The following is a 26,078-nucleotide window of genomic DNA, read 5'->3' as shown; positions in this document are numbered from 1 at the left end:
GTCTGTCACCACTTCCCGACACCATATCAATCCCTGTGAATGAGTGAACTGGGTCCAATAGTCCCGAGTCTCAAATCACGTCTCCGTGTATCAACGACCAGAGACGGTGGGTTATGACCAATAGTGTGAGGAAATAATGTGCCATCAGGCTGTAGACGACGCCACTTACGACGAAGGCCAGTCCTGAACCGGCGGCTCCGCCAATCCGCGATACTACCATTCCAAAAACGAGACAGATGATAAGGACGACACCTGCTAAAATAGCGTAGAGGGTGAACTCCTTCGTCTTCCTCACCGTCTTTTGTTCGTAGGGGTGACCGCCATCCTTGTCATACCTCATGAGAAGGATGATGGTGTTAATCGAGAAGCCGGTCAGGACACTCAGAACAGAAGCAGAAGCAGTGATGAAGCCGGACCAGAGTACGACATAGTTCGCAAGAGCAAAGCCGACCCCAACTGGGAAAGCGACGAACAGGATAGCCAATAGAATGTAATCGAAGGGCGTCTTTAGACCAGTCTCTTGCCCAAGGGACGAGTAGTGGTCGCCAATGATACTCCGGATGTTTCCGAATATCATCTGTGGACGTTGGCTGACCCCGTGAGTGACTCTACAATCTGCTGATTGAATATATCATTGGCCAATTCGTTCGATTCAGCACGAAGGGAACGTGCCGTAATGAGACCAGAGTCAGTGCGTAGTTCCTCGCTATCGAGGTCTTTCCGCATGGCAACTTCATCATTCAGAAGCGAGAACGTCTCGCTCCGCCCCCCATCCTTCTGAATTGTGACGCTGAAGTTCTCTACATCACCGCCAACTATCGTCCCGAAATGCTTCTCGGAGTTCTTGAATCTCTCAGCCTGTCGTTTCACCCAATCAAGGCTCTTACCGTGTTTGGGACGTAGAACAATCGACCGGGTTCCGACTTCCTCAGTACTTAGACCCTTCACTAATTCCATTCTGCTTTCGTCGTCGCCGGGGATTTTCTGAACGTTGAGGTCCAACTTGGCAATCCGGTCAGCCTCAATCACTTTCTCAAGTACATCCTCTGTGGTCACCGGCTCCATTTTCATAGTATAGTCAGTCACGCCACTGAGGCAGGATTGCTTGATATGCTTCTTGAATTTCCCCTTTGCCCCGATTCGGTTCACCTGATGAAGAATTATTAGCGCAGTTTGCCCCTTCTCATATGGTTCGCCTGCCGTTGTCTGTGGGAGATAAATTAGAAAGTATAGAGGCATTTGCTCGGCTTCATCTTCACCCTTGAGGTGAGTCATATTCCCTGATTCAACATCCCGGATTTCCGCCTCATAGCCGTGGTACCCGGTGGAAACAATGCCTTCAATTACGTTTCCATCACGATGGTATTCCTCAATTACGAACGTCTTATCATTGGTCGCAGGCTCAAGGTTGGTATCTTGCTTGTTAAAGAGGTTTTCCAGCAAATCGAGTAGATGATTCTCGCTAAATGAGGTATCGGATTCTCGGAGACTGGTGAGATTATATTTGTTGTCAGGGTTCCGGTGTTCGTAAATCTCGAACTTGTAAGGGACAAGTTTCTCCGAGGGCATTACTCACCCTCTCGAATTAACACATTATAAAAGTGAATACATTTGAGCAAAATTAGGGTAACATCGGCGTCCCAATAGGGAGTGGCCCCAATATTTGCACTCCGCAGAAGGAAACTACAGGTCGCCAATGAGGTGAGCCTGTGCGACCGCGACTGCCTTCTCTTCATCCGTCTCGGCACCTGCCATGGCGTGAACTTCCTCTTCGTCGGTTAGTAGGGGTATCTCAAGATTTTTATCCTGTTCGTCGCCCATACCATCAGCCGCAAGGAGTGAACCCTTTTCGCTGGTAGAGCGGCCGTTTATCGCGGTCTAAGGTCCCGCCAACGAAAGTCCTCTACATGGCCGTCTTCGAGTTCCACTCGAAATAGTAGGGAATCGCGTTCGTCGCCAGTAGTTCGACCCGCGTCGTCTTCGAGGACGGCGACGACCGTCCCCTGAACTCCGTGGTAGCGCTCGTAATCAGGGTCAGTCTCGTCGGGGATGTCCACACGCACACGGTCGCCCTCGGTGAACTGTTCCATCAACGTAGGCAGCGATAAGGGCGCGAGTGGGTTAGTCCTGCCTGATTTCAGTCCACTCGAACCCGCACTTCTCGCAAGTGTAGTGTTCCTTCGTTACGGTCGGCTCGGCCTTTTCGGAGTACCACACGTTGCTGTCGTCGCCGCAACGTGGGCAGGGTTCACAGACACGGAAAGCGGGGGCCATGGAAGGACTCACCGCCAGCTGGAGAACTCCTCGTGGAGACTTTCTCTTCCCCCGTCGTTACGTAGGAGTTCTGTACTGTATCGAAGGAACTCGATGAAATCCCGCATTTCACTATCCTGCCAGTCCCGCCGGTCGGCCAACTCTTCCAGATAAGCCGCGAGGTCGAGAGCTTCGTCAGTCGTGTAGAGTGCTGATTCCCCTCGAAGTGCAACCATGATGCCTTCCTTCTCGACGGCGGCAGAGATGTCGTTGGTGGCATCATCCGCATAGCCGTGTGCTAAGAGCGCGTCGAAGACCTCTGGGTGAGGGGACTCTGTTCTGACTGGGCGATTTACGCTGTTGACACCGAGAAGCTGGCTACGAACCCGATTCGCAGTTAGCACCTCGCCGTCTGCGACGAGGTCGGCAATCAGGTTGAACACCCGTGCTTCCGAAACTGCGCCCTTCTCGGTGTCGTCTGTCGGCGACGTATCAACGACCTGCTGAAGATTCCCCTGAGCATCCACCTCTACACGGGGGAAGTCCCCGGGTTCGTGCCGTTCTTTCGGGTTCGCAGGGTGATTCTTTCGGCCAGCCGTCTGGCCCAGATGAATCATTAGCCCCTGCACGCCGGCGAAGCTCTGGGAACAGTAGGGGCACAGGCGCGCATGTTTCTCGTTATTTCGTTCGTCGGGATAGTCCATCTCGACCTCGCGCTCACCGACTGTTTCGAGGTTTTCGAACGAGATTCCCTCAGGGACTTCTCCGCGCGGGCCATGCCCGTCCCCGCTCGAACGATTGACGTGAAGATTCACGCCTCTTGCCAGCGGCGTTGCGTCACAGCCTTCGACCGGACAGCGGACGGTGCGCTCGTCGTTCTTGTGGTCCGTCATCGGCCCACCTCGAAGCAGGGGAAGCAGGGAAGCCCCTCACCGTTAGGACCGTCACAACGGTCGTCGCCGTGCCGACAGCTGTCTGAATCGGCGTCGACGGCCACACTCCCGCCGTCAGTCTGGAGTTTGTCTGCGACCGTTGTGACGTCGTCGCGCTCTTGCACCGATAAGGCCGGCGCGCTGCTCTCCACGTCTACAGCAGCTTGGAGAACGACAGGACCACCGATAGTCGCCAGCGCGACTTTGTGCTTGCAGTCGTAGTGGTCGCGGAAGCGGTCGGCCTTACAGCCGCACTCAGCGGGGACGACGACGTCGCCGCGGTCGTCGACGCCGACGAGATAGCTATGGTCCTCCTTCTCGAACCCGTAGCTTGCGTTCGTAACCCGAACAAGGTGCGGAGCCTCTACTGAGAACTCCCATGCTTCCCACCCAACCCGCTTCGCAGTCTTTGCACCGAACTGTAGTTCCTCAACGATGCGCTTATCAGCTGTAGTCGTTGTATCTTCCATTGGCTTTCTCCCAAGAAGGCCACCGTCCGGTGTTCCAAGCACCGGGCGTTTTCCGAACCGCAACGCCCCGAGGGTCGAGCGACCTTCTACCAGTAACCACGAAGCTATTGGTGATAAGTCTTCCCCAATAACCTCGAAGCCAGAGGGATTATACTCCGCCCGCCCGGACACACGCGCATGGAGCGTGAGAGAGATGAGAGCGGGCAGTACACAGAGCAGGTGACGCTTGATAGCGTACTGTCTGTCTTCCAGAACGCGAATTTGCCCGTACTGACTGCTACGGAGGTCGCCGAGGAATTGGACTGCTCTCGGGCGTCCGCCTACAACAAATTGGAAAGTCTGGTTGACAGGGGAGAGCTACAAAAAAAGAAAGTCGGCGCGCGAGCTGTGGTCTACATTTTGATGGACGAGTAAGCGGCCCGGTTGGAACATCGGAGACACCCCCACCCGTACATCATTAGTAACCTTCCGCGCTCGAAGCTGAGGGTATTTGACCAGATTTTCGGCGAAATCGGGCGTCGGGAACACCTGCTAAAGATTCATCTCCGGTAGACTTTCGTGTTTGGAGAAATATCTGGTTAATGAGCAGACCCCAGACTCCTAAAGTACCCATCGACCTACTTACTCACCACCGTTCTACGGGTCTCTCGTCAACTCCCAGCCAGAGGCTTACAAGTCAAAGGGCAGGGAGAGACATAACGAAAACATCAGCAAGCGGTAGCTGTAGGGTCAGCGCCGATAAGGAGCGGAAGGAGTCAGGTCTGCCACTAACTTATCTATGAGTACTCAAAAAAATCGAAATCAGTTCCGAACTCCCGATAATCCCGATTCAAACAATGCAACACACTTCCGTGCCGATGATGCTCCTGAGGGGAGTTTTATATCAGATTATAGAAAATTAAATAAGAAACAACACTTCAAGTATTTAAAAGAAATCAATTCTGGCAAGGTAACAGCGCTCAATTGGTACAATGACCAAGTCATCACCTACGAGATGGCGAGTGACTATATTGACATCTTGTCTGCACAATTAGGTTTGACACCTAAAGAGCGAGGTCAAGCACGGGGGTACTTCGTCAATCTTGACCGAGAAAAGCTCGGCTTAGAATCATCTTTAGTTGCATACTGCGTTTGTTCCTACGTTGTTGAGGAAAATTGTAAGAATACTGAACGACGTTGCCATCCGAACTTGTCTGATGAGAAGATGGACCCGCTCTTCCAAGAGATAGTGGATTCCCTCAATCTTGATGAGAAATCCGTAAAGAGTGCGTACGGTAAGATTGAGTCTCGGCTACCTGATACTGCACCATCAGTACAGGACGAGAACCGAAATGAACATCACCTGCACGGGGACGATAGCATATAAACCCCCCAAGGGGTATATATACCCCTTAGTAATGTATATATTGAGGAGAAGTAGTGTTAAACCCCGTTGGTTACACACGACGAACTGATGAGCAAATTGATGTTCCAGTCCACCCCTGAGAGGGCTACTGTCAAAGCAACAACTGGCTACTGCAATACGGGGGCAGCAAACAGCCAATACTGCGATGTTAGCACCGATAAGGTCCAGCGGCAGACAGCCCAGCAGACCGCCCCGCACCGCTCTGGGTCGCGCTGACGACCATACCGGTGCGATTCCGGCGGTCGTTCACGGCCACAATGTAGGAGTAGACAGCTGTTGACAGCGATAAGGGCGCTGATGAAAACAGCGGAGAATTAGAACCTCACAGCATCACGGAAATCACCCCGGCGACCTTATCGCTGCTTTCCTTGCCGATTTACCAGACCTCTAAGAATTCATCAACGACTTCTACTTCTTCGTCATCGAGGTCGTACACGTCACGGAGAATCATATCGTCCAGTTCGGCCTGCAGCTCTTCGGCCTCTCTTTCGAGTTCCTTGATTCGAGCTTCGTCAGACTCGTATTCGTCCATGAGGGCCAGTACGTCGTCACGAGTCGGAACGTCCATATTTAGAATTTCCATCCGACCGAGGCGCTTGTCCTGTGCCGTCAGTAGTTCGAAGACGAAGTCACGGACGGATTCACTCTCGAACTCAAGTGCGTGTCCTCGCTTCATCACGACCTGATAGACTTTCTCGGAACTGACCTCCATCTTGTCGTTGGTGCGAATTGGACCCTGTCGGTAGTCGTCATCATCAAGACTGGTGGAGGCTACGATGTCGAGAATCGTACTGTCGCACTCGTACTCCTCTAAATAGTTACGAACGTCTGATGTTCGATATTGGAGGTCCGTCCTTTCTTCGCGCTTGGCTTTGATTCCTTTAGCCTTCGTTTCGATTTCGGAGTCTGGTGCGTTCTCGGGAAGAACGATGGGGTGTGGTTCGAGATACCGTTTATTGTAGGAGTAATATTTCCCCCCAAAGATGGGGGCGATGTGTTTGTGGAAGAACTCCAGAACTCGTGAGTTGAGCAGAGCAACGTAGTAGAGTAGGTCTTCGGAATCCGGGGCATACTCTCCTCTCAATTGGATGCCGTAACCGCCTGCATTTCCCCCACCGACGAAATAATACTCGCCGTCGGTGTCAGCTACAAACCGATTGTAACTACTCATAATGTTCGTCATGATTTTATCTGGCTCCATTTTTTCGACATTTTGACGGCGACCAAATGCCCACCATTGGGTGTCGTTCTGCATACTCCGGTCTTTGAGATAGTCTTCATGCGATTTGAAGAAGTCCCACGTATTGGGGAAGTCCTCTTGAAGAGTCTCTTTCGTCATCACCTCCGCGTCACCGCTCGCAACCTCGTACGGGAAAACAAGCCAAAGACCTTCCCAGTTTACACCCCAGCGGTCTATCTCAGGACCGCGAAGGAGCCGCCGAAGGATACCTCTCTCTACTGGCATCGCATCCTCATCGCCTTTTGCTCTAAATTGGACTACGTCTTGATTCGGGTTCCCCTCAACGTAGCCGAGATAAACGGGATTCGCACTCGTCTGAATCCCCACGAAGACCTCTTTTGCTACTTCCTGAAGTCGAGAGTCTGCGGATTGTTTGAGTAAGTCGAAAACCTGCTTTTCGCTTTCGGGCATCGGTTTCCAAGAAGTCAAGTAATCGTCATGGTTGTCCTCCCGGAGACTACACTGGGGATATTCAAACAGGTCGTACTCGTCTACTTCCTCGGGGGTTTTCCATTGGTCCAGATGATAGATTTCGTCAAGAACCCCCTCTCTTTCATCTGCAAACCTCCCAACCTCTACTGAGTTGCCATCAACAGTCTTGGTTTTATCGACAGAAATGATACATGGGTAGGGTGTGGCGGCATCAAACACCTCGGTATCTTTGAAATCCAGTAATTGCGTAATCGGTTCCTCGGTCAGCCGGTCACGAATCTTCTGTGCGTAATCGTTAGTGAACAGACGGTTCGGGCAGATGTACGTGAGTTTGCCGTCGTCAGTTAGCCACTCTATCCCCCGCTCAATGAACGGTACGTAGATGTCGAAGTTCTTGATGGCCGTCGCATAGCGTGCAGAGTATTCGTCTTTCACACCGCGTAGGTTTTGGATACGGACGTAGGGAGGATTCGCAACCACTACGTCAAACTCCTCTTCATCTTTGATGTGGTCTACCTCGTTCCGGTCTTCGATGAACGACTTCGCCCGTCCGTTGTACCCTGCGAACTGCTCAAGTGACGACTGTTCGCCCTCCTCTTCAGTTGTTCCGCCCTGCTTCTCCAGAAGCGTTGGTGAAAGCGTGTCTGCGACGTGAATCTCGAACCCGTCCATCGTGTAGTTGGGATTCTGTTCAGTTACCTTGTCGTAGAGGTCGATAGTGCGGAACAGGAGATTGATTTGCGTGATGTGTGCCGCGAAGGGGTTGATGTCGATTCCATAGACGTTCTCCTCAACCCTTTCGAGAATCGTGCGAGCCTCGTCGGAGTCCAACTTCCTGACGCTTGTTTTATTGAACTTCTCGACGTAGTGGGTGATGAGCCGCTCCGTGACTTCGGTAAGGAACGTTCCGCTCCCACAAGCCGGGTCGAGTACCTGCTTTTGGCCGAGGTCTTCGCCGGGTCGATAGTCTACGGAATCCAGCATGAACTGGACGACTTCTATTGGTGTGTAGTATTCGCCCAGTTCCTTGCGTTCCTTCTTGGGGAGGTAGTCTTCGTAAACGTGACCGAGGATGTCACGATTCACATACTCAAAGTCGAAACGGTTCAGACGCTTTAGAACGGTTCCGAGAGTATGATTGAGGTCATCTTCCAGACTTTCCTGAGCGCGTTCTTCCTTGTCATCGAACTGCTGGCGCTTATCGCGGCTGACCCACCACCAATCGAAAATCCCCAGTTCGTAGAGGTCTGGATAGTGGTCGTCAATATCGTCGTAGGTGTCCATCAGGGCGTCGAGATAAGGGCGGTCATCATGGTCCAAGGCATCGGCCATCCCCCGTGACGAGATTCGTGTATGCCCTACAATCTCCTTGTCTTCCGCAATCCGAGCGAACAGCGCCCGGTTCAACATGATGTAGGCAGTTTCCCGGCAGAACGCTTCCTTCGCGTTCCCACTTTGGCCCGTGTATTCTCGCCACTCCTTCCAGTCCGGGAACGTCGAGTCGAGGAAAGAACGAGGATAGGAGTCTTCCGGGCGGTCACGGTAGTCCTCGAAAAACCGCTTGAGTATGTCGGTTAGAGCATCAAGTGAATCTTTGATAGCATCTAAGAACAGTTCATACCCTTCGTCTTCTGTGCCGGGCTGATATTGGACAGGAACTTCCTGATATGTCCTCCGGAAATACTCGGCGTCTCCGAGGTCAACAAATCGGCTGTGATGGAGACGTTCTAACTCGTCAAGTGCGGTTCGCTGACTCTCTGATAGGGCTTCAAATTCCGCCTCAGCGACGGTCGCAATCTCAAAGCCGTCGATAACGCTTAGTTCTCTATTATCCCCATCGTAGTCGTATAGACGGAACTCATGACCGTTCGTCAGGATACCGTAATCGGCACTCCCGACCCCGTTCATGTAGGTCCTCAATTGTTCTACGTCATCAAGACCAAGGTCGTGAGAGGGTCGCTTCGTCTCGCAAACGATAACCGGGAACGGTGGGTCACTATCATCGTAACACAGCACGTCCTTGCGCTCGTCTTCGAAGTTGACGTGACCTTCCCCGACTGTACGCGACCATCCCAGCGCATCGGTGAAGAGGTGGTCTACCAGACTGTAACGGAAGTCGAACTCGCTCCCTTCCTGTCTGACCTCTTCATGAAGAGTAACAAAGGCCTCGTGGAGGTCTTCCAGCGAGATAGTCGACATTACACTCGGTTTCTTCGTCAAGTGTGATAAATTCCACCGGAAAGCCAGAGTGGCGGTGGCGGCCTTATCGAGACCAAACGTCCTGCTCTGATAGAGCTAACTCCTGAGAAATTAGGAAATGTTGATTAGCCAATTAGAATCTGGTTCCCGAGGGTTACGTTAATACGGTAGGAGTGACGGATTAGTCACAAATGTACTTCGACCAGATTCAGATTGTCCCTACGACTGGAAGACATGCAGAACAGGTTCCCAAAGACTTCTTTTATTCTAGAGTGATTGAGAAGAATGAGTCAGATTTCCAAGAAATAAGCCCTCAAGAAGAATTTAACAAAAAAGTCAGGAAGTTGGTGAGGGAGCAACGGGAACAGATTGGAAAAGAATTAGAGGAATTCGGGGAACCTGTTTCTACCGTTGCACAAGATGTGCTGTTTGCTGAAGAACAGATAAGGGTAGGATTCCCTTCACGTCACCCTCAGTCTGCTGGTAACACTACAAAATATACAGGAGAACAGACAGAGCATCCTGTTCTACTGTTTGTTATGGATGAACGCGATAAACCCCCGCACAGACGGTCTGAAGAACGTTCAGACAAATTCAAAATAAGTATTTTAGCTAAAACATCCGAAGATGGTGAGTCATTTATCGGGTTCTTTGCAAACGAAATACACGAAATTTCCACATATGTTGGAGATTATGCGGAGGCGAAAGAACTGACATATGATGGAGAGATAGTCCATGAATATTTCGATAAAAAAGTTAAGGAAAGTTCGAATATAACCGACTGGTATCTTGACGAGGAAAATAATGACTTTGAGGACGAGGTATTCGATTCTGTGTGCGAGTTAACTGGAATCGCACTTGAAAATGTGCGTATTCAGGTGGATGTTGGAGATAATCCTGATTTTGACGCAGTTGCCCTACCACTCGGGGGGATGGGAACTGGATATGCCATTGAAGTAAAGGATTATTCGCAAGAGGACAATGATGCAGTTGACGAAAGTCCGTCTGTCAGCAAAGACTCAGGTGAACTTCGGTCAGAACTCATACGCAAGCCGAAAGATTATGCTGAACAAGCAGACTTACAACTGATTACGGTAGTGAGGGGTCTTTCGGAGGAGCAGTATGAAGACTTACACCGTCTTGCAGACTCGTCAAACGTTGCTCTATTGAACGAGGATAATTATGAAGAAAGATTATCTAATATGCTATTTGAGCAGAAACTCAGGGAAATGTCTGAATTTGTCGTTTAAATATCTCCTCAACCCATTTTATCGAGTGCGTCGCGCCGGTCTTCAACCGGGACGTTGTCGTACTTGAGAGTAGTCTTCACCGACTCGTGACGTAACTGGGCCTGTGTAGCAGCAAGGTCTCGCTCCTTGGTCATGTGAGTCCCGACCGAGTGGCGGATTGCATACCACGACATCTGGCGGTTCTCGTGGCTAATCTCCGCCCGGTCGCACAGGTCTTTGAGTATCCGACTGAGTTCGTTTGAACCGTAGCGATTCCCATGCCGAGTGAGCCAGAGTTTGTCCGTATCCTCGTATCTCGGATGGTCAGCTCGTTCGTCTATCCACCGCTCTAACGCGGTCGCTGTGCGGTCGGTGATACCCACCGTCCAGTTCCCCTCGTTCTTCGCAGAGTCCTCTCTCGGGATGCGTAACAGGGCGTTCTCGGCTTCACACCAGCTTACGCGAGCGTTCCCAACTTCCACCGGACGTAGGCCGGCGTCGAGGCTCGTCCAGACGAGAGACGTGAATTTCCAACTGTCCGGGTCGGCTTCGAGAAGGTCGGCGTCAGTCCCGTAATTGGGAGTGCCGTCCTTCCCGAGCGCAGCCTGTCGAATCTTGCGACGTTCCGGTTTGGTCAGATAGTCACGGGGACCGTTGTTTCCTCCGCCAGACTGGAAGTTCCAACTGAACTCCCACTCGTCGCGGTTGTACTTGTGCTGAAGCCACTTCGAGTAGCGTCCGAGCGCACCGAGGATTTTGCCCTTCGTGGATTCCGTCACGTCACGGAACGCGACTTCCTCCATGTAGGCGCGTGCGTCCTCTTGGTCAGGTGGAGCTTTGTAGCCCCCACGGTTCTCCCACATCCACAAGTCGAAGCGTGCCGTCCTGTGTCCCGTCTGGCAGACGGTGTAGGGAGAGTACCCCTTCGCTTTGTCTGGGTCTTTCCCCATCCGGAGTAGGTATGTGAGGAAGGGCTTGCGGTACTCGTAGTAGTCCACGGCGCCCTTATCGGTGAGGAAGTCGCGTTGACCCTTACGGACGATTGTAATCGTTCTGTTCGGCTCCATCATATCCGAATCGAAACCGGGACAGCGTTCCAGCGTATTCGGCTTATCGAGGTTCATTTGGGGTCTTGTCGTTGTTGGACAAGCCGAAAACGGGAGGTAGAGGATGCGCGGGACCGGATTCGAACCGGCGGACCCCTACGGGATAGCGTCCTAAGCGCTACGCCTTTGGCCTGGCTCGGCAACCCGCGCGCACCCTCACTACGCCCCAATCGCCGTAAGAAACTGTCGTTCCCTCGGCCCACAGCTACTCCCGTCTCGCTTCCGAACGACGACCGTGCGCCTCCACCAGAGCTGGCGAAACTACGCCGCACAGGTCCTGCTCGAACTGGATATCCCGCTCGTCACGGACTGGGTGCGCTCGTGGCTGGTCGACCTCCACACCGACTTCTTCGTCGAACACAGCGAACGGGACGCCGAGGCCCGCCGCCCACTGTTCGAGGCGCTGTTCGACGCCACCATCGACGTCTACCGCGAAGCGCTCCGCGAGGGGTACCCCGAGGCGCAGGCTCGCGAGATCACTCACATCCAGGGCTCGTGGACGTTCATCCAGCAGGGCTGGGGGGAGCTGGTGGAGTTCCCGCCCGAGGAGGCCGACGCCTACTACGAGCGCTACGAGGACTTTTTCGACCGGCACGGCTGCTCCCCCGAGAATCCGCTGGGGGAGTTCGCACCCCCCAGCGGCCTCCCGGACACGCCCGAGACGCCGGGACGCCTGAACGGTGACTACCCGTTCGCGGTACCGAACCTGACCGACGGCGTCTACGTCGTCGACGAGAAGACGGAGGTCCGACTGGCCTGTGGCGTCGACGCCGAGGACATCGACTTCAGCGCCGACGACTGACTACCTCAGTCCGCGAGTGCGGCTTCCAGTCGGTCGATATACTCCTCGTTCCCGACGTGAACCGGGACACGCTGGTGGAGCTCCGTCGGCTCGACTGACAGCAGCGACTGCTCGCCGTCCGACGACGCCCCGCCGGCGGCCTCAATGATCTTCGCGATCGGCGCCCCCTCGAACTGGAGCCGGAGTTTCCCGTTCGGCGCCGACTCGAGTGCGGGGTAGGCGAAGACCCCGCCGTAGCTCAGCACCTGGTTCACGTCGCCGACCATCGCGCCGCCGTACCGGAGTTTGAGCTCGGTTTCGATCTCGCGAGCGTAGTCGTGGAACGCGTCGGGCCAGTCCGGCACGCGGCCGCCGAACCCGTAAACGACGGGGTCGTCGGGGAGTTCGACGTCCTCCTCGACCGCGCGGGTCTCGCCGCCGTCGAGCACGTACGTGGTGACGGTTCCCTCCTGAGCGACGGTCATCGTCGTGATCGGGCCGTAGAGCACGTACGCCGCCGCGACCAGATCCTCGCCCGCCGCGGGGAGGGAGTCGTCGGCGACGCCGACGATCGTCCCCATCGCGTTGTTGGAGGCGAGGTTCGAGGAGCCGTCGAGCGGGTCGATCGCGATCGCGACGCCGTCCTCGCCGTCACCGACGTCGGCGACCGCCTCGCGCTCCTCGCTCGCGTACTCGACGACGCCGTCGATGGCGCCCAGCGCCTCGAAGAACAGCTCGTCGGCGTGGACGTCCGCGGCCGTGACCGTCTCCCCGGAGGGGTTCTCGACGCCCGCTTCCGTGAGTCGGCGGCCCGGGAGCCCGTCGCGCACGTCTGGCGCGACCGCCGCGACCGTCTCCAGGACGTCGTCGACGGTGTCCGTCATCAGTCGAGTGTGGCCTGCTCGCCGTTCCCCTCGACGGCGGCCAGCGCCTCCTCGACGGAGCTCTCCTCGAAGATGATCTTCTCCAGCCCGTCGAGCAGCGCCTCGGGGTTCTCACGCTGGAACACGTTCCGGCCGACCGCGAGCCCTTTCGCGCCGGCGTCCATCGCCTCCTTCACCGTCGAGAGGAACGCCTCGTCGGAGGCCTTGGAGCCGCCGGACATCACCACGTCCGTCGACGCCGCGGCGTCGCAGGCGTGGGCCATCGCCTCGGGGTCGCCGGGGTACTTGATCTTCGCCACGTCGGCGCCGAGTTCGAGGCCGAGGCGGGCCGCATAGGAGATCGTCCCGGGCTTGGTGTCGTTCTTGACGCCCTGCCCGCGCGGGTAGGACCACATCACGACGCCCATGTCCCGGTGGCGGGCAGCCTCCTGTGCGTCGCGGAACTCCTCGGCCATCTCGACCTCGTGGTTCGAGCCGCCGTAGAGGGTGAAGCCGATCGCGTCGGCGCCCAGCTCCTCGGCGTAGTCGACGCTCCAGTTCACCGCGGAGTCGTGCTCGCCCATCCAGAGGTTCGAGGTGCCGTTGATCTTCGCCAGCAGATTGACCTCGTCCTCGTAGTCGGGGTAGTGCGCCTCCGCGACGCCTTTGCCGACCGCGATGGCGGTCACGGCGTCGTGGGTCGCCACGTCGAACACGTGCTCGGGGTTCATCGACTCCGGCACCGCCTCGAAGTCGACGGGGCCGTGTTCGAGCCCGTGGTCGTACGCCAGGATCAGCAGTTTGCCGTCGCGCGAGATGGGGTCAGTTGCACCAGAGATCATACCCGATGTTCGGGCAAGTCGCCACAAAAATCTATCCAACCCACGACCGGGGCCCCACCACGCACACTCCTTTCCGTGGGGGTGAGCTCCCCCGTGAATGCAACGCACAGCGACCGATGTGGGTGTGGGACGTAAAACCGCATTCGAGGTTTACGACGCTACTACTCCGGATAACCGACAAAATACCTAATAGCGCAGCGCCCCAACGTCCTCCCGGAAACATGTCAAACAAGAAGATTCTGGAGATCGTCGGCGACTTCGTGGAGGATTACGAGGTGATGGTGCCGTACCAGGCGCTCGAGATGGTCGGCCACGAGGTCGACGCCGCCTGTCCCGAGAAAGACGAGGGCGACGTGGTCAAGACCGCGATCCACGACTTCCGAGGCGACCAGACGTACATGGAGAGTCGCGGCCACGACTTCGGCGTCGACGCGACGCTGGAGGACGTCGACCCCGCCGAGTACGACGCGCTGGTGGTCCCGGGCGGGCGCGCCCCCGAGTACCTGCGGACGTACGACTCGGTGATCGAGACGGTGCAGCATTTCTTCGAGGAGGACAAGCCCGTCGCGGCGCTCTGTCACGGCCCGCAGATCCTCGCTGCCGCGGGCGTGCTGGAGGGTCGAGAGGCCACGTCCTACCCCGCGGTCCGCGCGGAGGTCGAGGGCGCGGGCTGCTCGTGGGTCGACGGAACCGTCCGCGACGGCAACCTCGTCACCGGACAGGCGTGGCCCGACCACCCCGAGTGGCTCGCCGAGTTCCTCGACGTGCTCGGGACCGAGATCGACCACGCCGAGCCCGTGACCGCGGACGACTGAGCGACACGCCCTCGCGAATCAGTTCGTCCCCCGCTCGCTCCCGCCGGTCGCTCGCTTCGCCTTTATCCACAGGTTTACCGCGTACCCGGAACAGGGGCGGACATGGTCCACCTACCCGACGCCGTCGTCGGCGACGCACAGACGAGCCTGTTCGCGTGGAACCGGCTCGAGGAGCTCGTCGACGTCGGCAACCGTATGGCCGGCCAGGCCGGCGAGGAGGCCGGCGCCGAGATCGTCCGCGACGCGTTCGAGACGGCCGGGCTCCGGCACCCCCGGATCGAGGAGTTCGAGATCCCGGGCTGGTGGCGCGGCGAGTCGTCGCTGACCGTCGAGTCGCCCCACGAGCGCGTCCACGAGGGCAGCCACCAGGTCGTCGCGCTCCCCGGCACGCCCGCGGGCACGGCGACGGGATCGATCGTCGACGTCGGCGACGGTAGCTACGAGGAGTTCGAGGCCAAAGCCGTCGAACTCGACGGCGCGATCGCGATGGCGACGAGCGACACGCCCGAGCACGCCGACCGCTGGCTCCACCGGATGGAGAAGTACGTCAACGCCGCCGACCACGGCGCGGTCGCGTTCGTGTTCCGGAACCACATCGAGGGCGCGCTCCCGCCGACGGGCGAGGTGGGGTACAACAACCGCCCTGGCCCGATCCCCGCCGTCGGCGTGAGCAAGGAGGTCGGCGCCCGCCTCGAACGCTACGCCGACGAGGGCGACTGCGAGGTCACCGTCGACGTGGACTGCCGGAACGAGCCCGCGACCTCCCGGAACGTCGAAGCCTCCGTCGGCCCCGAGGGGCCGGACGAGGGCGGGGATGCCGACGAGGTGCTCGTGACCGCCCACGTCGACGCCCACGACATCGCCGACGGCGCGAACGACAACGGCGCCGGCTCGGTGCTCGTCGCCGAGGTGGGTCGCCTGCTTTCACAGGTCGCCGAGAATCTCGACAGCCGCGTCCGCCTCGTCACGTTCGGCTCCGAGGAGATCGGCCTCCGCGGCGCGTACCACTGCGCGGAGACGACCGACCTCTCGAACGTGAAATGCGTGATCAACCTCGACGGCGCGTGTAGCTCCCGGAACCTCCGCGTGGGGACCAACGGGTTCGGCGAGCTGAGGGAGCTGTTCCGCTCGGTCGCCGACGACTTCGACGCCCCCATCTCGACGGGCGACACCATCTCGCCCCACGGCGACCAGTGGGCGTTCGTCCAGGAGGGCGTGCCGGCGACGATGACCGGCACCACCTCCGACCAGTCCGGCCGGGGGTGGGGGCACACCCACGCCGACACGCTGGACAAGCTCGACTCCCGGGACCTCCGGGACGTGGCGACGCTGGTGACGGAGGCGGTGTACCGCGCCGCACAGGACGAGTTCGAGGTCGAGTCCCGGAGCCGCGAGGAGACCCGCGACGCGATCGACGAGGGGTACGCTCAGGAGTTGAAGATGGGCGGGCGGTGGCCCTACTGAGCCACGGCGAGTGACCTGCCGCGACCTCCGTGTCGCGGCGACGGAACCCATGCCGTGGCTCTGTCGTACTGAATCGTGGCGAGTGACCTGTCGCGCGCTCCGTCACGCGACGACGGGACCCATGCCGTGGCTCTGTATACTGAACCACGGCTCACGACCTGCTGCGACCTCCGTGTCGTCACCAGAACGCGACGCGTTCTGGTTGGCGAACGAGAACCGACGGTTCTCGTTAACGCAGCCACGGAGCCACGCCGTGGCTCTGTCAAACTGAGCCACGGCGAGCGAGCGCTCGCGGCGTCGGTCGCGAGCAAGGAGCCTACGCCGTGGCTCTGTCGTACTGATTACGGCGCGCGACCGTCGACGCCGCGGAACGCATCCCGCCGACCGGGAACTGGCCGGTAGCTTTTCGCCGCGGGAAGCCGACCACCCGGCCATGTCCGAAACCGTACTCGTCCCAGTCGACGGATCGCCCCAGTCCGACGCCGCGCTCGACCACGCGTTCGAGCAGTTCCCCGACGCCGAACTCGTCGCGCTGACCGCGGTCGACCCGATCGCGGCCGGCTACAGCGCCGCGCCCGGGCCCGACGCCGGCGGCTACCCCGGCGAGTGGATCGAGCAGGCTCACGACCGCGCGGACGCGGTTCTCGACGACGCCGCCGAGCGGGCTGCCGAGCACGACCGCGAGATCGACACCGTCCGCGTCACCGACCGGCCGGCGCGAGCGATCGTCGACTACGCCGACGAGGAGGGGATCGATCACATCGTGATCGGCAGTCACGGCCGCACGGGCGTCACGCGCGTGCTGCTCGGGAGCGTCGCCGAGAAAGTCGTCCGTCGCGCTCCCTGTCCGGTGACGGTCGTCCGCTGAGCGCCGCCGTTCGCCGACCGTCAGTAGAGGTGGCCGCCGATCTCCTCCATCACCTTCGCCTCCGCGCGGACCAGGTGTTCCCACGCCGTCGTGCGTGAGACGCCGAGCTCCTCGGCGATCTCCTCGACGGTCGTCTCGTGGTCGATGCCGTAGTAGCCCGCCTCGATGGCGGCCCGGAGCGCGTCCCGCTGCCGGGGGGTGAGCACCGTCAACAGCTTCGAGGCGTCGAGCTGTGGCTCCATCGTGAGCTGGCTCAGCTCCACGTTCCGTTCGAGCCGGACGTCGTTGTCCCCCGCCTCGATCCGCCCGATGATCTCGTTGAGCCGCTCGGGATCCTCGAGGTAGATCGTCCAGCGCTCCCAGCCGCCCGAGATCGTTGTCCCCATCCGGTGGTGGATCCCCATGTCCGAGAGCCGTTCGGAGATGCTGTCCCACTCGGTCACGTCGACCGCCATCGAGACGTACACTCGCTCCCCGCCGAGCGCGGACAGCGGTTCGGCTTCGAGGATGGGTTCGGTGTCGCGGAACTGTTCGATGAACGGGGGGATCGAGTCGGCGTCGCCGACGAGTTCGATGATGCGCCGGCGGATATCCCCCCGCCCGGTCATCGACGACACCGACCGCATCGTCACCTCGGGGAACTCAGCCGACACCGTCTGTTCGGGCTCGCCCCGGTGGCGGATCCGGAGCACGACTTCGCGCATGGTGGAGCCTCGGAGGTCGACGGGGAAGCGGCTTTCGGCGACTGCCGGATATATTTGGGGTGAGACTCATGGGGACGTGGTAAAGATACACACACGACAATGGCATCCGATACGGAGTGGACCGAAGAGGAACTGAGTGGGCCGAAGATAGACAGGCGGACCGTGGTTTCGCTGCTGGGGGCGGCCGGGCTCGGCGGGATGGCCGGCTGTACCGGCGGCGACGGCACCGAGACCGAGACCGACGGGGAGAGCGGGGGCGACGGCACGGCGAGCGCCACCGCGACGCCGCCGCCGGAGGACCAGTTCGGCGGGCGACTGCAGGCCGGCTGGTTCACCGGTGCGATCGAGCAGATGGATCCCCCGTACATCAGCGTCGGGCAGTACTTCCAGCTCTCTGCCAACGTGTTCAGCGGCCTGACGACCCTGAAGCCGGACCTCACGGTCAGGGGCGACCTGGCGGAGGACTGGACCGTCGAGGACGACGGCGCGACGTTCACGTTCCAGCTCCGCGACGACGTGACGTTCCACAACGGCGAGGAGTTCACCGCCGAGGACGTCCGGTACACGATCAACCGCACCATCGAGGAGGGTGCGCCCGCCGCCTCGAAGCTCTCGACGCTCCAGCCGGTCGACGAGGGCGGCGTCGAGGTCGTCGGCGACTACGAGGTCACCATCCGGTTCGAGGACCCCAACGCGGTCGCGCTGATCTACCTGACTCGCGGCCCGGGCCGCGCGGCGACGATCGTGAACCAGACCGCGATCGAGGAGATGGGCGCCGACCAGTACGGCGTCACGCCGGTCGGCACCGGCCCGTTCGAAGTCACCGAACACCAGGTCGGCAGCGGCGTGACCCTCGACGCGTACGACGACTACTTCGAGACCGACGAGAACGGGAACCAGCTCCCCTACCTCGACGGGATCGACGTGCAGCCGATCCCCGAGCCGGCGTCGATCGTCAACGCGCTCCGGGCCGGCGACATCGACTTCGCGAACATGCTCCCGCTCCAGAACCTCCAGCAGATCGAGGACTCCCAGGAGGCGGAGGTCGACTCCAAGCCGGGCATCAACTGGACCGGGTTCGCGATGAACCAGAACCGCGAGCCGTTCGGCGACCGACAGGTCCGCCGCGGCATCGCGAAGGTGATCGACAACCAGGCGTTCGTCGACTCGGCGTTCTTTGGCAACGCGCTCGCCGACACCGGCGTCCTCAACAAGGGGACAGCGTGGGTCTGGCGCGAGGAGGGTGAGAAGCCAAGCGACCAGCAGTACGCCCCCGAGGAGGGACAGGAGCTGATTCAGGACGCCGGCGCCGACGGCGCCAGCTTCTCGATCCTCGCCAACTCCGGCAACCTCCGCGCCGCCGAGGCGATGCGGAACCAGCTCAACAACGCCGGCTTCGACGTGAGCATCGAACAGGTCACGTCCTCGACGTACTGGACCCGCTACGAGGAGGGGGATTACGACACGACCATCTCCGGCAGCGTGATCGACCCCGACCCCGAGCAGTCGCTCTGGAACTTCTACCGCCTGCCCGACGAGGGCGGCGTCTGGAACTGGGTCGACTACGAGTCCGAGACGGCCCACGATCTCCTGGCCGAGCAGCGCGCAACGATGAACCGCGACGAGCGCCGCGACGTGCTCTGGGAGCTCGAGGACCACCTCATCCAGGACGTCCCCCACGCGTACCTCCACCACCAGGACGACATCGCTGGCGTCAGGACCAACGTCCAGGGGTTCCAGCACATCCCCGGCCTGCGCTACTTCCACACGGTGTACCTCGACGAGTAATCGATGTGGCGATACATCGCGAAACGCGTCGCCCACGCCCTGTTCGTCATGTGGCTGGTGGCGACGACCGTGTTCCTAGGGCTGCGGTCGATCCCCGGCGGCCCGGTCCGCGCGATGCTCGGGCAGGAAGCGACGCCACAGGCCGTCGCGTCGCTCCGCCGTGAGCTGGGGCTCGACGAGCCGCTCCCGGTCCAGTACGTCGACTGGCTAGCCGGGATGTTCGTCGGCGACTTCGGAACCAGCATCAGCTCCGGTGCGGAAGTGGGTTCGCTGATCGCCCAGGCGGCGCCGCGAACGCTCTCGATCGCGCTGTTCGGCGTGCTGATCGGGCTCGCGGTGTCGATCCCGGCCGGTGTCGTGGGCGCGACCCGGCGGAACCAGCCCGCCGACTACGCCGCGACGATCGCCGCGTTCCTGGGGATCTCGATGCCCGCCTTCTTCGTCGGGATCCTGCTGGCGATCGTGTTCGGCGTCTGGCTGGGCTGGTTCCCCGTCGTCGGCTACACGCCGCTCTCGGAGGGGGTGGTGCCGTGGCTCAAGAGCATCACGCTGCCGGGGATCGCCGTCGGCCTGCCGTACGCCGCCGGCGTCACCCGGATGATGCGCTCGTCGCTGATCGAGACGCTGGACGAACAGTACATGCGAACCGCGCTGGCGAAGGGCGTGAAAAGCGACGTGCGGCTGTACAAGCACGCGCTCCAGAACGCCCTGATGCCGGTGGTGACGATCGCGGGGATCCAGCTCGCGCTGGTGCTCGGCGGCACGGTCACGGTCGAGATCGTGTTCGGCATCCAGGGGCTGGGTCGGCTGCTGGTCAACTCCATCCTGGAGCGGAACTACCCGGTGACCCAGGTCACCATCCTACTGATCTCCGGTATATTCGTGTTCATGAATCTCATCGTCGACATCGCCTACACAGCTATCGACCCGCGCGTCCAGTACGGGGGTGAGGGGACATGAGCGACGACGCACCGTCGTACGCCCGCAACGAGGGCGAGTTCGGCGTCGGCGAAGTCCCCCCCGAGTACGAGATCGAGGAGGCCGTCGAGGAGCACAAATCCACCGGCACCCGGATCGCCGAGGCGCTGTGGGCGAACAAGCTCGCGCTCGCCGGCGCGGTCGCGATCGTGCTGCTGGTGATCGTGGCGGCGTTCGCGCCGTTCGTCGCGCCCCACGGCCCCGAGGAGCAGTTCGGCTTCATGCAGGAGCCGATGAGCGAGTCGACCGGCGACTTCGACGGCGACGGCGAGATGGAGACGGTCACCCACTACCTGGGCACCGACTCCTTCGGCCACGACATCCTCACCCGAATCATCTTCGGGGCGCGCGTCTCGCTACTGGTCGCGCTCGCGACCGTCGCGTTCGCCTTTACCGTCGGCACGACGCTGGGGATCCTCGCCGGCTTCTACGGCGGCTGGGTCGACAGCGTCGTGATGCGCTACGTCGACTTCCAGTGGGCGTTCCCCGAGATCATCTTGGGGGTGGGGATCATCGCAGTGATGGGCGGGCTCGGCGTCACCAACGTCGTGATCGCGATCGGGATCGCCTTCATCGACGACTTCGCGCGGATCATCCGCGGCGAAGTGCTGTCGATACGCGAGGAGGAGTACATCACTGCTGCCCGCGCGGTCGGGATGAACGACCTCCGCATCATGTTCAAGGAGATGCTCCCCAACGCGGTCGCGCCGCTGATCGTCCAGGCGACGCTGATGATCCCCTTCGCCATCCTCGCCGAGGCGGGGCTCTCCTTCCTCGGGCTGGGCGTCAAACCCACGACGCCGACCTGGGGGCTGCTGATCTCCGACGGTCGGCAGTTCATCTCGCGGGCCTGGTGGATCTCCGTGATGCCCGGGCTGGCGATCATGGTCACCGTGCTCGCGTTCAACACGCTGGGCGACGGGCTGCGCGACGCGTTCGACATCTCGGAGCAGGAGGTGAACTGAGATGAGCGAGCCCGTGCTGGAAGTCCGCGACCTGCAGACGCAGTTCCCGACCGAACGCGGCCTCGTCGAGGCCGTCGCCGGCGTCGACCTCACGATCGAGACCGGCGAGATCGTCGGGCTCGTCGGCGAGTCCGGCTCCGGCAAGAGCGTGCTCGCCGACAGCGTCGTCGGCATCGTCGAGGAGCCCGGCGAGATCGCCGGCGGCGACGTGCTGTTCAACGGCGAGTCGCTGCTCGAGATGTCCGAGGCCGAACGGGAGTCGATCCGCGGCGGCAACGTCTCGATGGTGTTCCAGGACCCGATGAACTCGCTCAACCCCACGCTCCGCGTGGGCGAGCAGATCGCCGAGACGGTCCGGCTCCACCAGGACGTCGGGGAGTCGGTGTCGCTCTCCGCGGAGATGAAACGCAAGATCGTCGGCGCCACCAAGAACAGCGAGGCGTGGCGCCGGGCGATCGAGATGCTGGAGGCCGTCGAGATTCCCGAGCCCGACGCGCGGGCGACGGACTACCCCCACGAGTTCTCCGGCGGGATGCGCCAGCGCGCGATGATCGCGATGGCGCTGTCCTGCGAGCCGGATCTGCTGGTCGCCGACGAGCCGACGACGGCGCTCGACGTGACGATCCAGGCCCAGATCCTCGACGAGCTCACGGGGCTGAAAGAGGAGTTCGACACCTCGATCCTGCTGATCACCCACGACCTCGCGGTGGTCGCGGAGACCTGCGACCGCGTGAACGTGATGTACGCGGGCGAGATCGTCGAACGCGCCGAGACCGAGACGCTGTTCTCGTCGCCGGAACACCCCTACACGCAGGGGCTGATCGCGAGCACGCCCCGGCTCGAGGATCCGGACCGGGATCTCCAGCCGATCGAGGGGAACGTCCCCGACCTGATCGACATCCCCTACGCCTGCCACTTCGCGCCGCGCTGTCCCGAGTCGAAACGGGAGTGTTTCGAAGTGAAGCCGGAGTTCCGCGACGTGGGCGACCCGAACGACGACCACGAGGCGGCGTGTCTCCGCCGCGGCCCGGAGGGTGAGCGCCTATGAGCGCCGACACCCCCCTGCTCGCGGCCGAGGACGTGAAGAAACACTTCGACCAGTCCGACGGGTTCCTCGACCGACTGCTCGGCGGGGGCGGGCTGGTCCGCGCCGTCGACGGCGTCGACCTCGAACTCCGGGAGGGCGAGACGCTCGCGGTGGTCGGCGAGTCCGGCTGCGGGAAGTCGACGCTGGGCCAGACGCTGCTGAACCTCCACTCGGCGACCGACGGCTCGATCGAGTTCCGCGGCGACGAACTGACGGGGCTCTCCGACCGAGAGATGCGCCAGTACCGCCGGCGGATGCAGATGATCTTCCAGGACCCGCTGGCGTCGCTGAACCCGCGCCAGACCGTCGGCGACATCGTCACGGCGCCGATGGAGGTCCACGACATCGGCGAGAGCGAGGCCGACCGGATCGAACGCGCCGAGGAGCTGCTCGAACGGGTCGGGCTCAAGCCCGCCCACGTCGACCGCTACCCCGGGCAGTTCTCCGGCGGTCAGCAGCAGCGCGTCGGCATCGCCCGCGCGCTCGCGGTCGAGCCGGAGATGATCGTGGCCGACGAGCCGGTCAGCGCGCTCGACGTGAGCGTGCAGGCCCAGATCCTCCAGCTGCTCGACGACCTGCAGGAGGAGCTCGGACTCTCGATCCTGATGATCACCCACGACCTCTCGGTCGTCCACCAGGTGGCCGACCGTGTCGCGGTGATGTATCTGGGCGAGATCGTCGAGACCGCGCCCGTCGAGGAGCTGTTCGAGGACCCGCGCCACCCCTACACCAAGTCGCTGCTGTCGGCGGTGCCCCGGATCGACCCCGAGGCACGCGAGGACCGCATCCTACTCGAAGGGACGGTCCCCTCGCCGATCGACCCGCCCGAGGGCTGTCGGTTCCACACGCGCTGTCCGGAGGTGATCCCCGGCGACGACTGGCCCGGCGACCAGCCGGCGTTCCGCCGGGCGTTCACGTTCCGGAACCGCGTCGAGAACGGCGAACTCGATCCGGAGGCAGTCCGGAGCCGACTGGAAGCCGAGTCCGACGGCGTGACCGACGACGACGTCGCGTCGCGGCTGATCGAGGGCGCGCTGCCCGGCGAGATCGAGTCGCTGCCCGACTCGGCGGCCGAGACGGTGCGGACCGCCGCAACACAGGTGGTCGAGGGCGACGAAGACGCAGCCGTGGAGACGGTACAGGCGTTCGCCTCACCGTGTGTCGAGAAGACGCCGCGGGTCGTCGAACCCGCGTCGAACCGGACGGCGGCGTGTCACCGGGTTGATCCGGGGCGTCCCGCGCCGGAGCTGGACTGACTAGTCGAAGATCCGTTCCTTCGACGACTCGCTGAACCCGTCGCTGGCCTCGACCGCCGCCTCGTACACGCGGCGCAGCTCCGTGACGGGGTTTTCGTGTTCGTCGACACGCAGATCGTGAAACGCGGTCGTTTGTGGCGCCTTGATCAGGATCGCCGCCGAGGAGTGGCCGCGCTTGTCGCCGCCCGCCTCGACGCCGGCGTCGAGCCCGGCGAGCAGGCGTTCGCCGATCCGGCCGTCGGCGGCCTCGACCGCGTCGATGACGGCGGGCAGCGTCTCGCCCGTCGCGAGCATGTTGCCAGCCGAGGTGATCCCGTCGCGGACCTCGTGGCCGCACCACTCGTCACAGTCCTCGCCCGTGAACGCGAACTCGTTGCCACGGTCGTCGACGCCGTGGAGCTGACGGAGTTCGCTGTGGTCGTCCTGTTCGAGCAGCCCCGACAGCGCGTCGTCGACCGCGAGGTCGGGGAGCAGGTCGATCCCGCGCCGTCCGAGTCGGACGTTGACGAAGCTCTGGGTCGCGACCGCCCCCTCGTGGCTGACGTACGGGCAGAGCGCCCCAACGGCAGGGGCGTCGGTCGCGACCGCGACGGCGAACGCGGGGCCGTCGCCGGCGTCGTGCTCGGCCGACGGAACGCGTGTACAGACGGAGAACGTCATGCACGGAGGGTGGACGCGGGGGTGAAAAAGGCCCGCACCGAATCTATTTGGGGGGGCATTTTACTCTCACCGACACGTCCCCCCGGACATGTCCGAGCCGGATCTCGATCGATTTACTTCGCGCCGTTCGACCGTCTACGGCGCTGACGGCGTCGTCGCCACCAGCCAGCCCCTCGCCTCGCAGGTCGGGGTGTCGGTGCTTCAGGATGGCGGCAACGCGTTCGACGCCGCCGTCGCGGCCGCGGCCGCGCTCAACGTCGTCGAGCCCACCTCCACGGGGCTGGGCGGCGACGTGTTCGCGCTGTACAGGACCGCCGACGGCGACGTGGGCGCGATGCGCTCCTGCGGGGGCGCGCCCGCCGACGCGACCCTCGAGAACGTCCGCGAGGCGGTCGCGGAGGACGCCGACGAGGATATCGACCCAGAGGACGCCGAGATGCCCGAGACCGGCGCACAGGCCGTCACCGTCCCCGGGACGGCACGCGGCTGGGAGCTGACCGCCGAGGAGTTCGGGAACAAGGGGCTCGGCGAACTGCTCCAGCCGGCGATCCGCTACGCGACCGAAGGGTACCCCGTCTCCGAAGTGGTGTCCTCGCAGTGGCAGCACGGAGAGGAGCTGTTCCAGGACGACCACGCCCGGGAGGCGTACCTGTTCGACGGTGAGGCGCCGAGCACGGGCCAGGAGGTCACGCTCCCCCGGCTGGGCGAGTCGCTCGAAACGATCGCCGAGGCGGGCGCCGACGCGTTCTACGAGGGCGAGATCGCCGAGCAGATCGCCGCGGAGGTGCAGTCGAAGGGTGGGTTCCTGACGACCGAGGACCTCGCCGAGTTCGAGCCCGAACTGCTCGATCCCGTGTCGACGACGTACAACGGCGCCGAGGTGTACGAGCTCCCGCCGAACAATCAGGGGCTGATCGCGCTGGAGGCGCTCAACGTCGCCGAGGAGATCGGTGCCGGCGAGTACGATCTCGACTCCCCCGAGCGCGTCCACTACTTCGCGGAGGCGATGAAGGTCGCCTTCGCGGACGGCCACCGCTACATCACCGACCCCGAGTACGAGGACCACCCGCCGCTGGCCGCCAAGGCGTGGGCGAAAGAGCGTGCCGACCTGATCGGCGAGCAGGCGAACCACGACGTGAGCTTCGGCGTCGAGGGGAGCAACGCCGAGGACGCCGACACGGTGCTGCTCTGTGTCGCCGACGGCGAGGGGAACGTCGTCTCCTTCATCAACTCCCGGTTCGCCGGCTTCGGCTCCGGGCTGGTCGCGGGCGACACGGGGATCGCGCTCCAGAACCGCGGCTCCTCGTTCTCGCTCGACGGGGACCACCCGAACGTCATCGAACCCGGGAAACGGCCGTTCCACACGCTCGTCCCCGCTATCTCGGAGTTCGCCGCCGAGGACGACGGGACGGAGGACTGGGCCGCCTTCGGCGTGATGGGCGGGTTCATGCAGCCCCAGGGCCACCTGCAGGTGGTCTCGAACATCGTCGACTACGACCTGCCGCTCCAGGCCGCGCTGGATCTGCCGCGCTGGCGCTACCGCGAGGACGGCTCGCTGGCGGTCGAGGAGCGGATGGACGCCGACAACGAACTGCTGACGAAGCTCTCCCGCAGGGATCACGACGTGCAGGTGCTCTACCCCGGCATGTTCGGCGGTGCCCAGATCGTCCGCAGCGAGGACGGCATCCTCTCGGCCGCGACGGAGCCCCGGAAGGACGGGACCGCACAGGGGTACTGAGAA

Annotated in this window: 25 protein-coding genes and 1 tRNA gene; 13 read left to right on the top strand and 13 right to left on the bottom strand. The window is 61.5% G+C overall.

The features are described 5' to 3' along the window. Positions 1–70: 70 nt before the first annotated feature. The 6 genes from B4589_RS12760 to B4589_RS12735 form a co-directional block, all read right to left on the bottom strand. Positions 71–577 (bottom strand): hypothetical protein, encoded by a 507-nt coding sequence (locus B4589_RS12760; RefSeq protein WP_079234625.1) that lies wholly within the window; start codon positions 575–577, stop codon positions 71–73. After that, a complete protein-coding gene (locus B4589_RS12755; RefSeq protein ID WP_079234624.1) occupies positions 574–1,569 on the bottom strand; it encodes a hypothetical protein in 996 nt (331 codons plus the stop codon). Before B4589_RS12755 ends, B4589_RS12760 begins: the two co-directional genes overlap by 4 nt. Positions 1,570–1,683: 114 nt before the next feature. Beyond that, entirely contained in the window at positions 1,684–1,821 is a 138-nt protein-coding gene (locus tag B4589_RS12750) for a hypothetical protein (protein ID WP_158081183.1), read from the bottom strand. A 47-nt stretch (positions 1,822–1,868) separates the two neighbouring features. Continuing rightward, complete coding sequence (locus B4589_RS12745; RefSeq protein WP_079234623.1) at positions 1,869–2,090, bottom strand: hypothetical protein; 222 nt, start codon at positions 2,088–2,090, stop codon at positions 1,869–1,871. A 192-nt stretch (positions 2,091–2,282) separates the two neighbouring features. Further along, the gene (locus tag B4589_RS12740; RefSeq protein ID WP_079234622.1) at positions 2,283–3,146 is read right to left on the bottom strand and encodes a hypothetical protein; all 864 of its coding nucleotides are present in this window, start codon (positions 3,144–3,146) and stop codon (positions 2,283–2,285) included. Then, positions 3,143–3,655 carry an SWIM zinc finger family protein gene (locus tag B4589_RS12735; protein WP_079234621.1) on the bottom strand — a complete coding sequence of 171 codons (513 nt, stop codon included), beginning with the start codon at positions 3,653–3,655 and terminating at the stop codon, positions 3,143–3,145. Before B4589_RS12735 ends, B4589_RS12740 begins: the two co-directional genes overlap by 4 nt. 177 nt (positions 3,656–3,832) lie before the next feature. On the opposite strand from B4589_RS12735, the gene B4589_RS12730 reads away from it, so the two are divergent. Beyond that, a complete protein-coding gene (locus B4589_RS12730) occupies positions 3,833–4,069 on the top strand; it encodes a helix-turn-helix domain-containing protein (RefSeq protein ID WP_079234620.1) in 237 nt (78 codons plus the stop codon). 364 nt (positions 4,070–4,433) lie between these two features. Continuing rightward, the gene (locus B4589_RS12725) at positions 4,434–5,021 is read left to right on the top strand and encodes a hypothetical protein (RefSeq protein WP_143414344.1); all 588 of its coding nucleotides are present in this window, start codon (positions 4,434–4,436) and stop codon (positions 5,019–5,021) included. Between the two features lie 415 nt (positions 5,022–5,436). On the opposite strand, the gene B4589_RS12720 is transcribed toward B4589_RS12725, so the two are convergent. After that, positions 5,437–8,931: an Eco57I restriction-modification methylase domain-containing protein gene (locus tag B4589_RS12720; protein WP_079234619.1), complete on the bottom strand. Its 3,495-nt coding sequence runs from the start codon at positions 8,929–8,931 to the stop codon at positions 5,437–5,439. A gap of 191 nt (positions 8,932–9,122) precedes the next feature. Here B4589_RS12720 and B4589_RS12715 point away from each other — a divergent pair, with 191 nt between their 5' ends. Then, on the top strand, positions 9,123–10,181 hold the full coding sequence (locus tag B4589_RS12715; protein ID WP_143414343.1) for a hypothetical protein: 1,059 nt from the start codon (positions 9,123–9,125) through the stop codon (positions 10,179–10,181). Between the two features lie 8 nt (positions 10,182–10,189). On the opposite strand, the gene B4589_RS12710 is transcribed toward B4589_RS12715, so the two are convergent. Both B4589_RS12710 and B4589_RS12705 read right to left on the bottom strand, forming a co-directional pair. Continuing rightward, positions 10,190–11,284, bottom strand: coding sequence for a site-specific integrase (locus B4589_RS12710; protein WP_079234618.1), 1,095 nt, complete (start codon positions 11,282–11,284; stop codon positions 10,190–10,192). Positions 11,285–11,331: 47 nt separating this feature from the next. Continuing rightward, positions 11,332–11,416 (bottom strand) — tRNA-Leu (locus B4589_RS12705). An 85-nt stretch (positions 11,417–11,501) separates the two neighbouring features. Here B4589_RS12705 and B4589_RS12700 point away from each other — a divergent pair. Next, a complete protein-coding gene (locus B4589_RS12700) occupies positions 11,502–12,068 on the top strand; it encodes a DUF6149 family protein (RefSeq protein WP_079234617.1) in 567 nt (188 codons plus the stop codon). A gap of 5 nt (positions 12,069–12,073) precedes the next feature. Here the strand turns inward: B4589_RS12700 and B4589_RS12695 are convergent, their stop codons facing one another. Next, positions 12,074–12,931: a class 1 fructose-bisphosphatase gene (locus B4589_RS12695; protein WP_079234616.1), complete on the bottom strand. Its 858-nt coding sequence runs from the start codon at positions 12,929–12,931 to the stop codon at positions 12,074–12,076. Then, entirely contained in the window at positions 12,931–13,752 is an 822-nt protein-coding gene (locus B4589_RS12690) for a class I fructose-bisphosphate aldolase (RefSeq protein ID WP_079234615.1), read from the bottom strand. Before B4589_RS12690 ends, B4589_RS12695 begins: the two co-directional genes overlap by 1 nt. Before the next feature lie 221 nt (positions 13,753–13,973). Here B4589_RS12690 and B4589_RS12685 point away from each other — a divergent pair, with 221 nt between their 5' ends. The 3 genes from B4589_RS12685 (at position 13,974) to B4589_RS12675 (ending at position 16,899) form a co-directional block, all read left to right on the top strand. Next, positions 13,974–14,567, top strand: coding sequence for a DJ-1/PfpI family protein (locus tag B4589_RS12685; RefSeq protein WP_079234614.1), 594 nt, complete (start codon positions 13,974–13,976; stop codon positions 14,565–14,567). A gap of 102 nt (positions 14,568–14,669) precedes the next feature. Continuing rightward, entirely contained in the window at positions 14,670–16,031 is a 1,362-nt protein-coding gene (locus B4589_RS12680) for a M28 family peptidase (protein WP_079234613.1), read from the top strand. Between the two features lie 433 nt (positions 16,032–16,464). Next, a complete protein-coding gene (locus tag B4589_RS12675; protein WP_079234612.1) occupies positions 16,465–16,899 on the top strand; it encodes a universal stress protein in 435 nt (144 codons plus the stop codon). Positions 16,900–16,919: 20 nt separating this feature from the next. On the opposite strand, the gene B4589_RS12670 is transcribed toward B4589_RS12675, so the two are convergent. Further along, complete coding sequence (locus tag B4589_RS12670) at positions 16,920–17,603, bottom strand: helix-turn-helix domain-containing protein (protein ID WP_079234611.1); 684 nt, start codon at positions 17,601–17,603, stop codon at positions 16,920–16,922. Between the two features lie 99 nt (positions 17,604–17,702). Between B4589_RS12670 and B4589_RS12665 the strand changes: the two genes are divergently transcribed. From B4589_RS12665 to B4589_RS12645, 5 genes are read left to right on the top strand one after another with little or no spacing between them, the layout of a single operon-like run. Further along, the gene (locus tag B4589_RS12665; RefSeq protein WP_079234610.1) at positions 17,703–19,391 is read left to right on the top strand and encodes an ABC transporter substrate-binding protein; all 1,689 of its coding nucleotides are present in this window, start codon (positions 17,703–17,705) and stop codon (positions 19,389–19,391) included. Positions 19,392–19,394: 3 nt separating this feature from the next. Continuing rightward, complete coding sequence (locus B4589_RS12660) at positions 19,395–20,351, top strand: ABC transporter permease (protein WP_079234609.1); 957 nt, start codon at positions 19,395–19,397, stop codon at positions 20,349–20,351. Then, positions 20,348–21,334: an ABC transporter permease gene (locus tag B4589_RS12655; RefSeq protein WP_176330527.1), complete on the top strand. Its 987-nt coding sequence runs from the start codon at positions 20,348–20,350 to the stop codon at positions 21,332–21,334. The genes B4589_RS12660 and B4589_RS12655 overlap by 4 nt, the downstream gene beginning before the upstream one ends. A 1-nt stretch (position 21,335) precedes the next feature. Next, a complete protein-coding gene (locus tag B4589_RS12650) occupies positions 21,336–22,382 on the top strand; it encodes an ABC transporter ATP-binding protein (protein WP_079234607.1) in 1,047 nt (348 codons plus the stop codon). After that, positions 22,379–23,677, top strand: coding sequence for an ABC transporter ATP-binding protein (locus B4589_RS12645; protein ID WP_079234606.1), 1,299 nt, complete (start codon positions 22,379–22,381; stop codon positions 23,675–23,677). The genes B4589_RS12650 and B4589_RS12645 overlap by 4 nt, the downstream gene beginning before the upstream one ends. On the opposite strand, the gene B4589_RS12640 is transcribed toward B4589_RS12645, so the two are convergent. Further along, on the bottom strand, positions 23,678–24,337 hold the full coding sequence (locus tag B4589_RS12640; RefSeq protein ID WP_079234605.1) for a DUF1028 domain-containing protein: 660 nt from the start codon (positions 24,335–24,337) through the stop codon (positions 23,678–23,680). Between the two features lie 88 nt (positions 24,338–24,425). Between B4589_RS12640 and ggt the strand changes: the two genes are divergently transcribed. Continuing rightward, positions 24,426–26,075 (top strand): gamma-glutamyltransferase, encoded by a 1,650-nt coding sequence (gene ggt / locus B4589_RS12635; protein WP_079234604.1) that lies wholly within the window; start codon positions 24,426–24,428, stop codon positions 26,073–26,075. Positions 26,076–26,078 lie beyond the last annotated feature (3 nt).

It is taken from the genome of Halolamina sp. CBA1230 (assembly GCF_002025255.2).
Lineage (GTDB): Archaea > Halobacteriota > Halobacteria > Halobacteriales > Haloferacaceae > Halolamina.
This window is presented reverse-complemented; position numbering and strand designations above follow the sequence as displayed.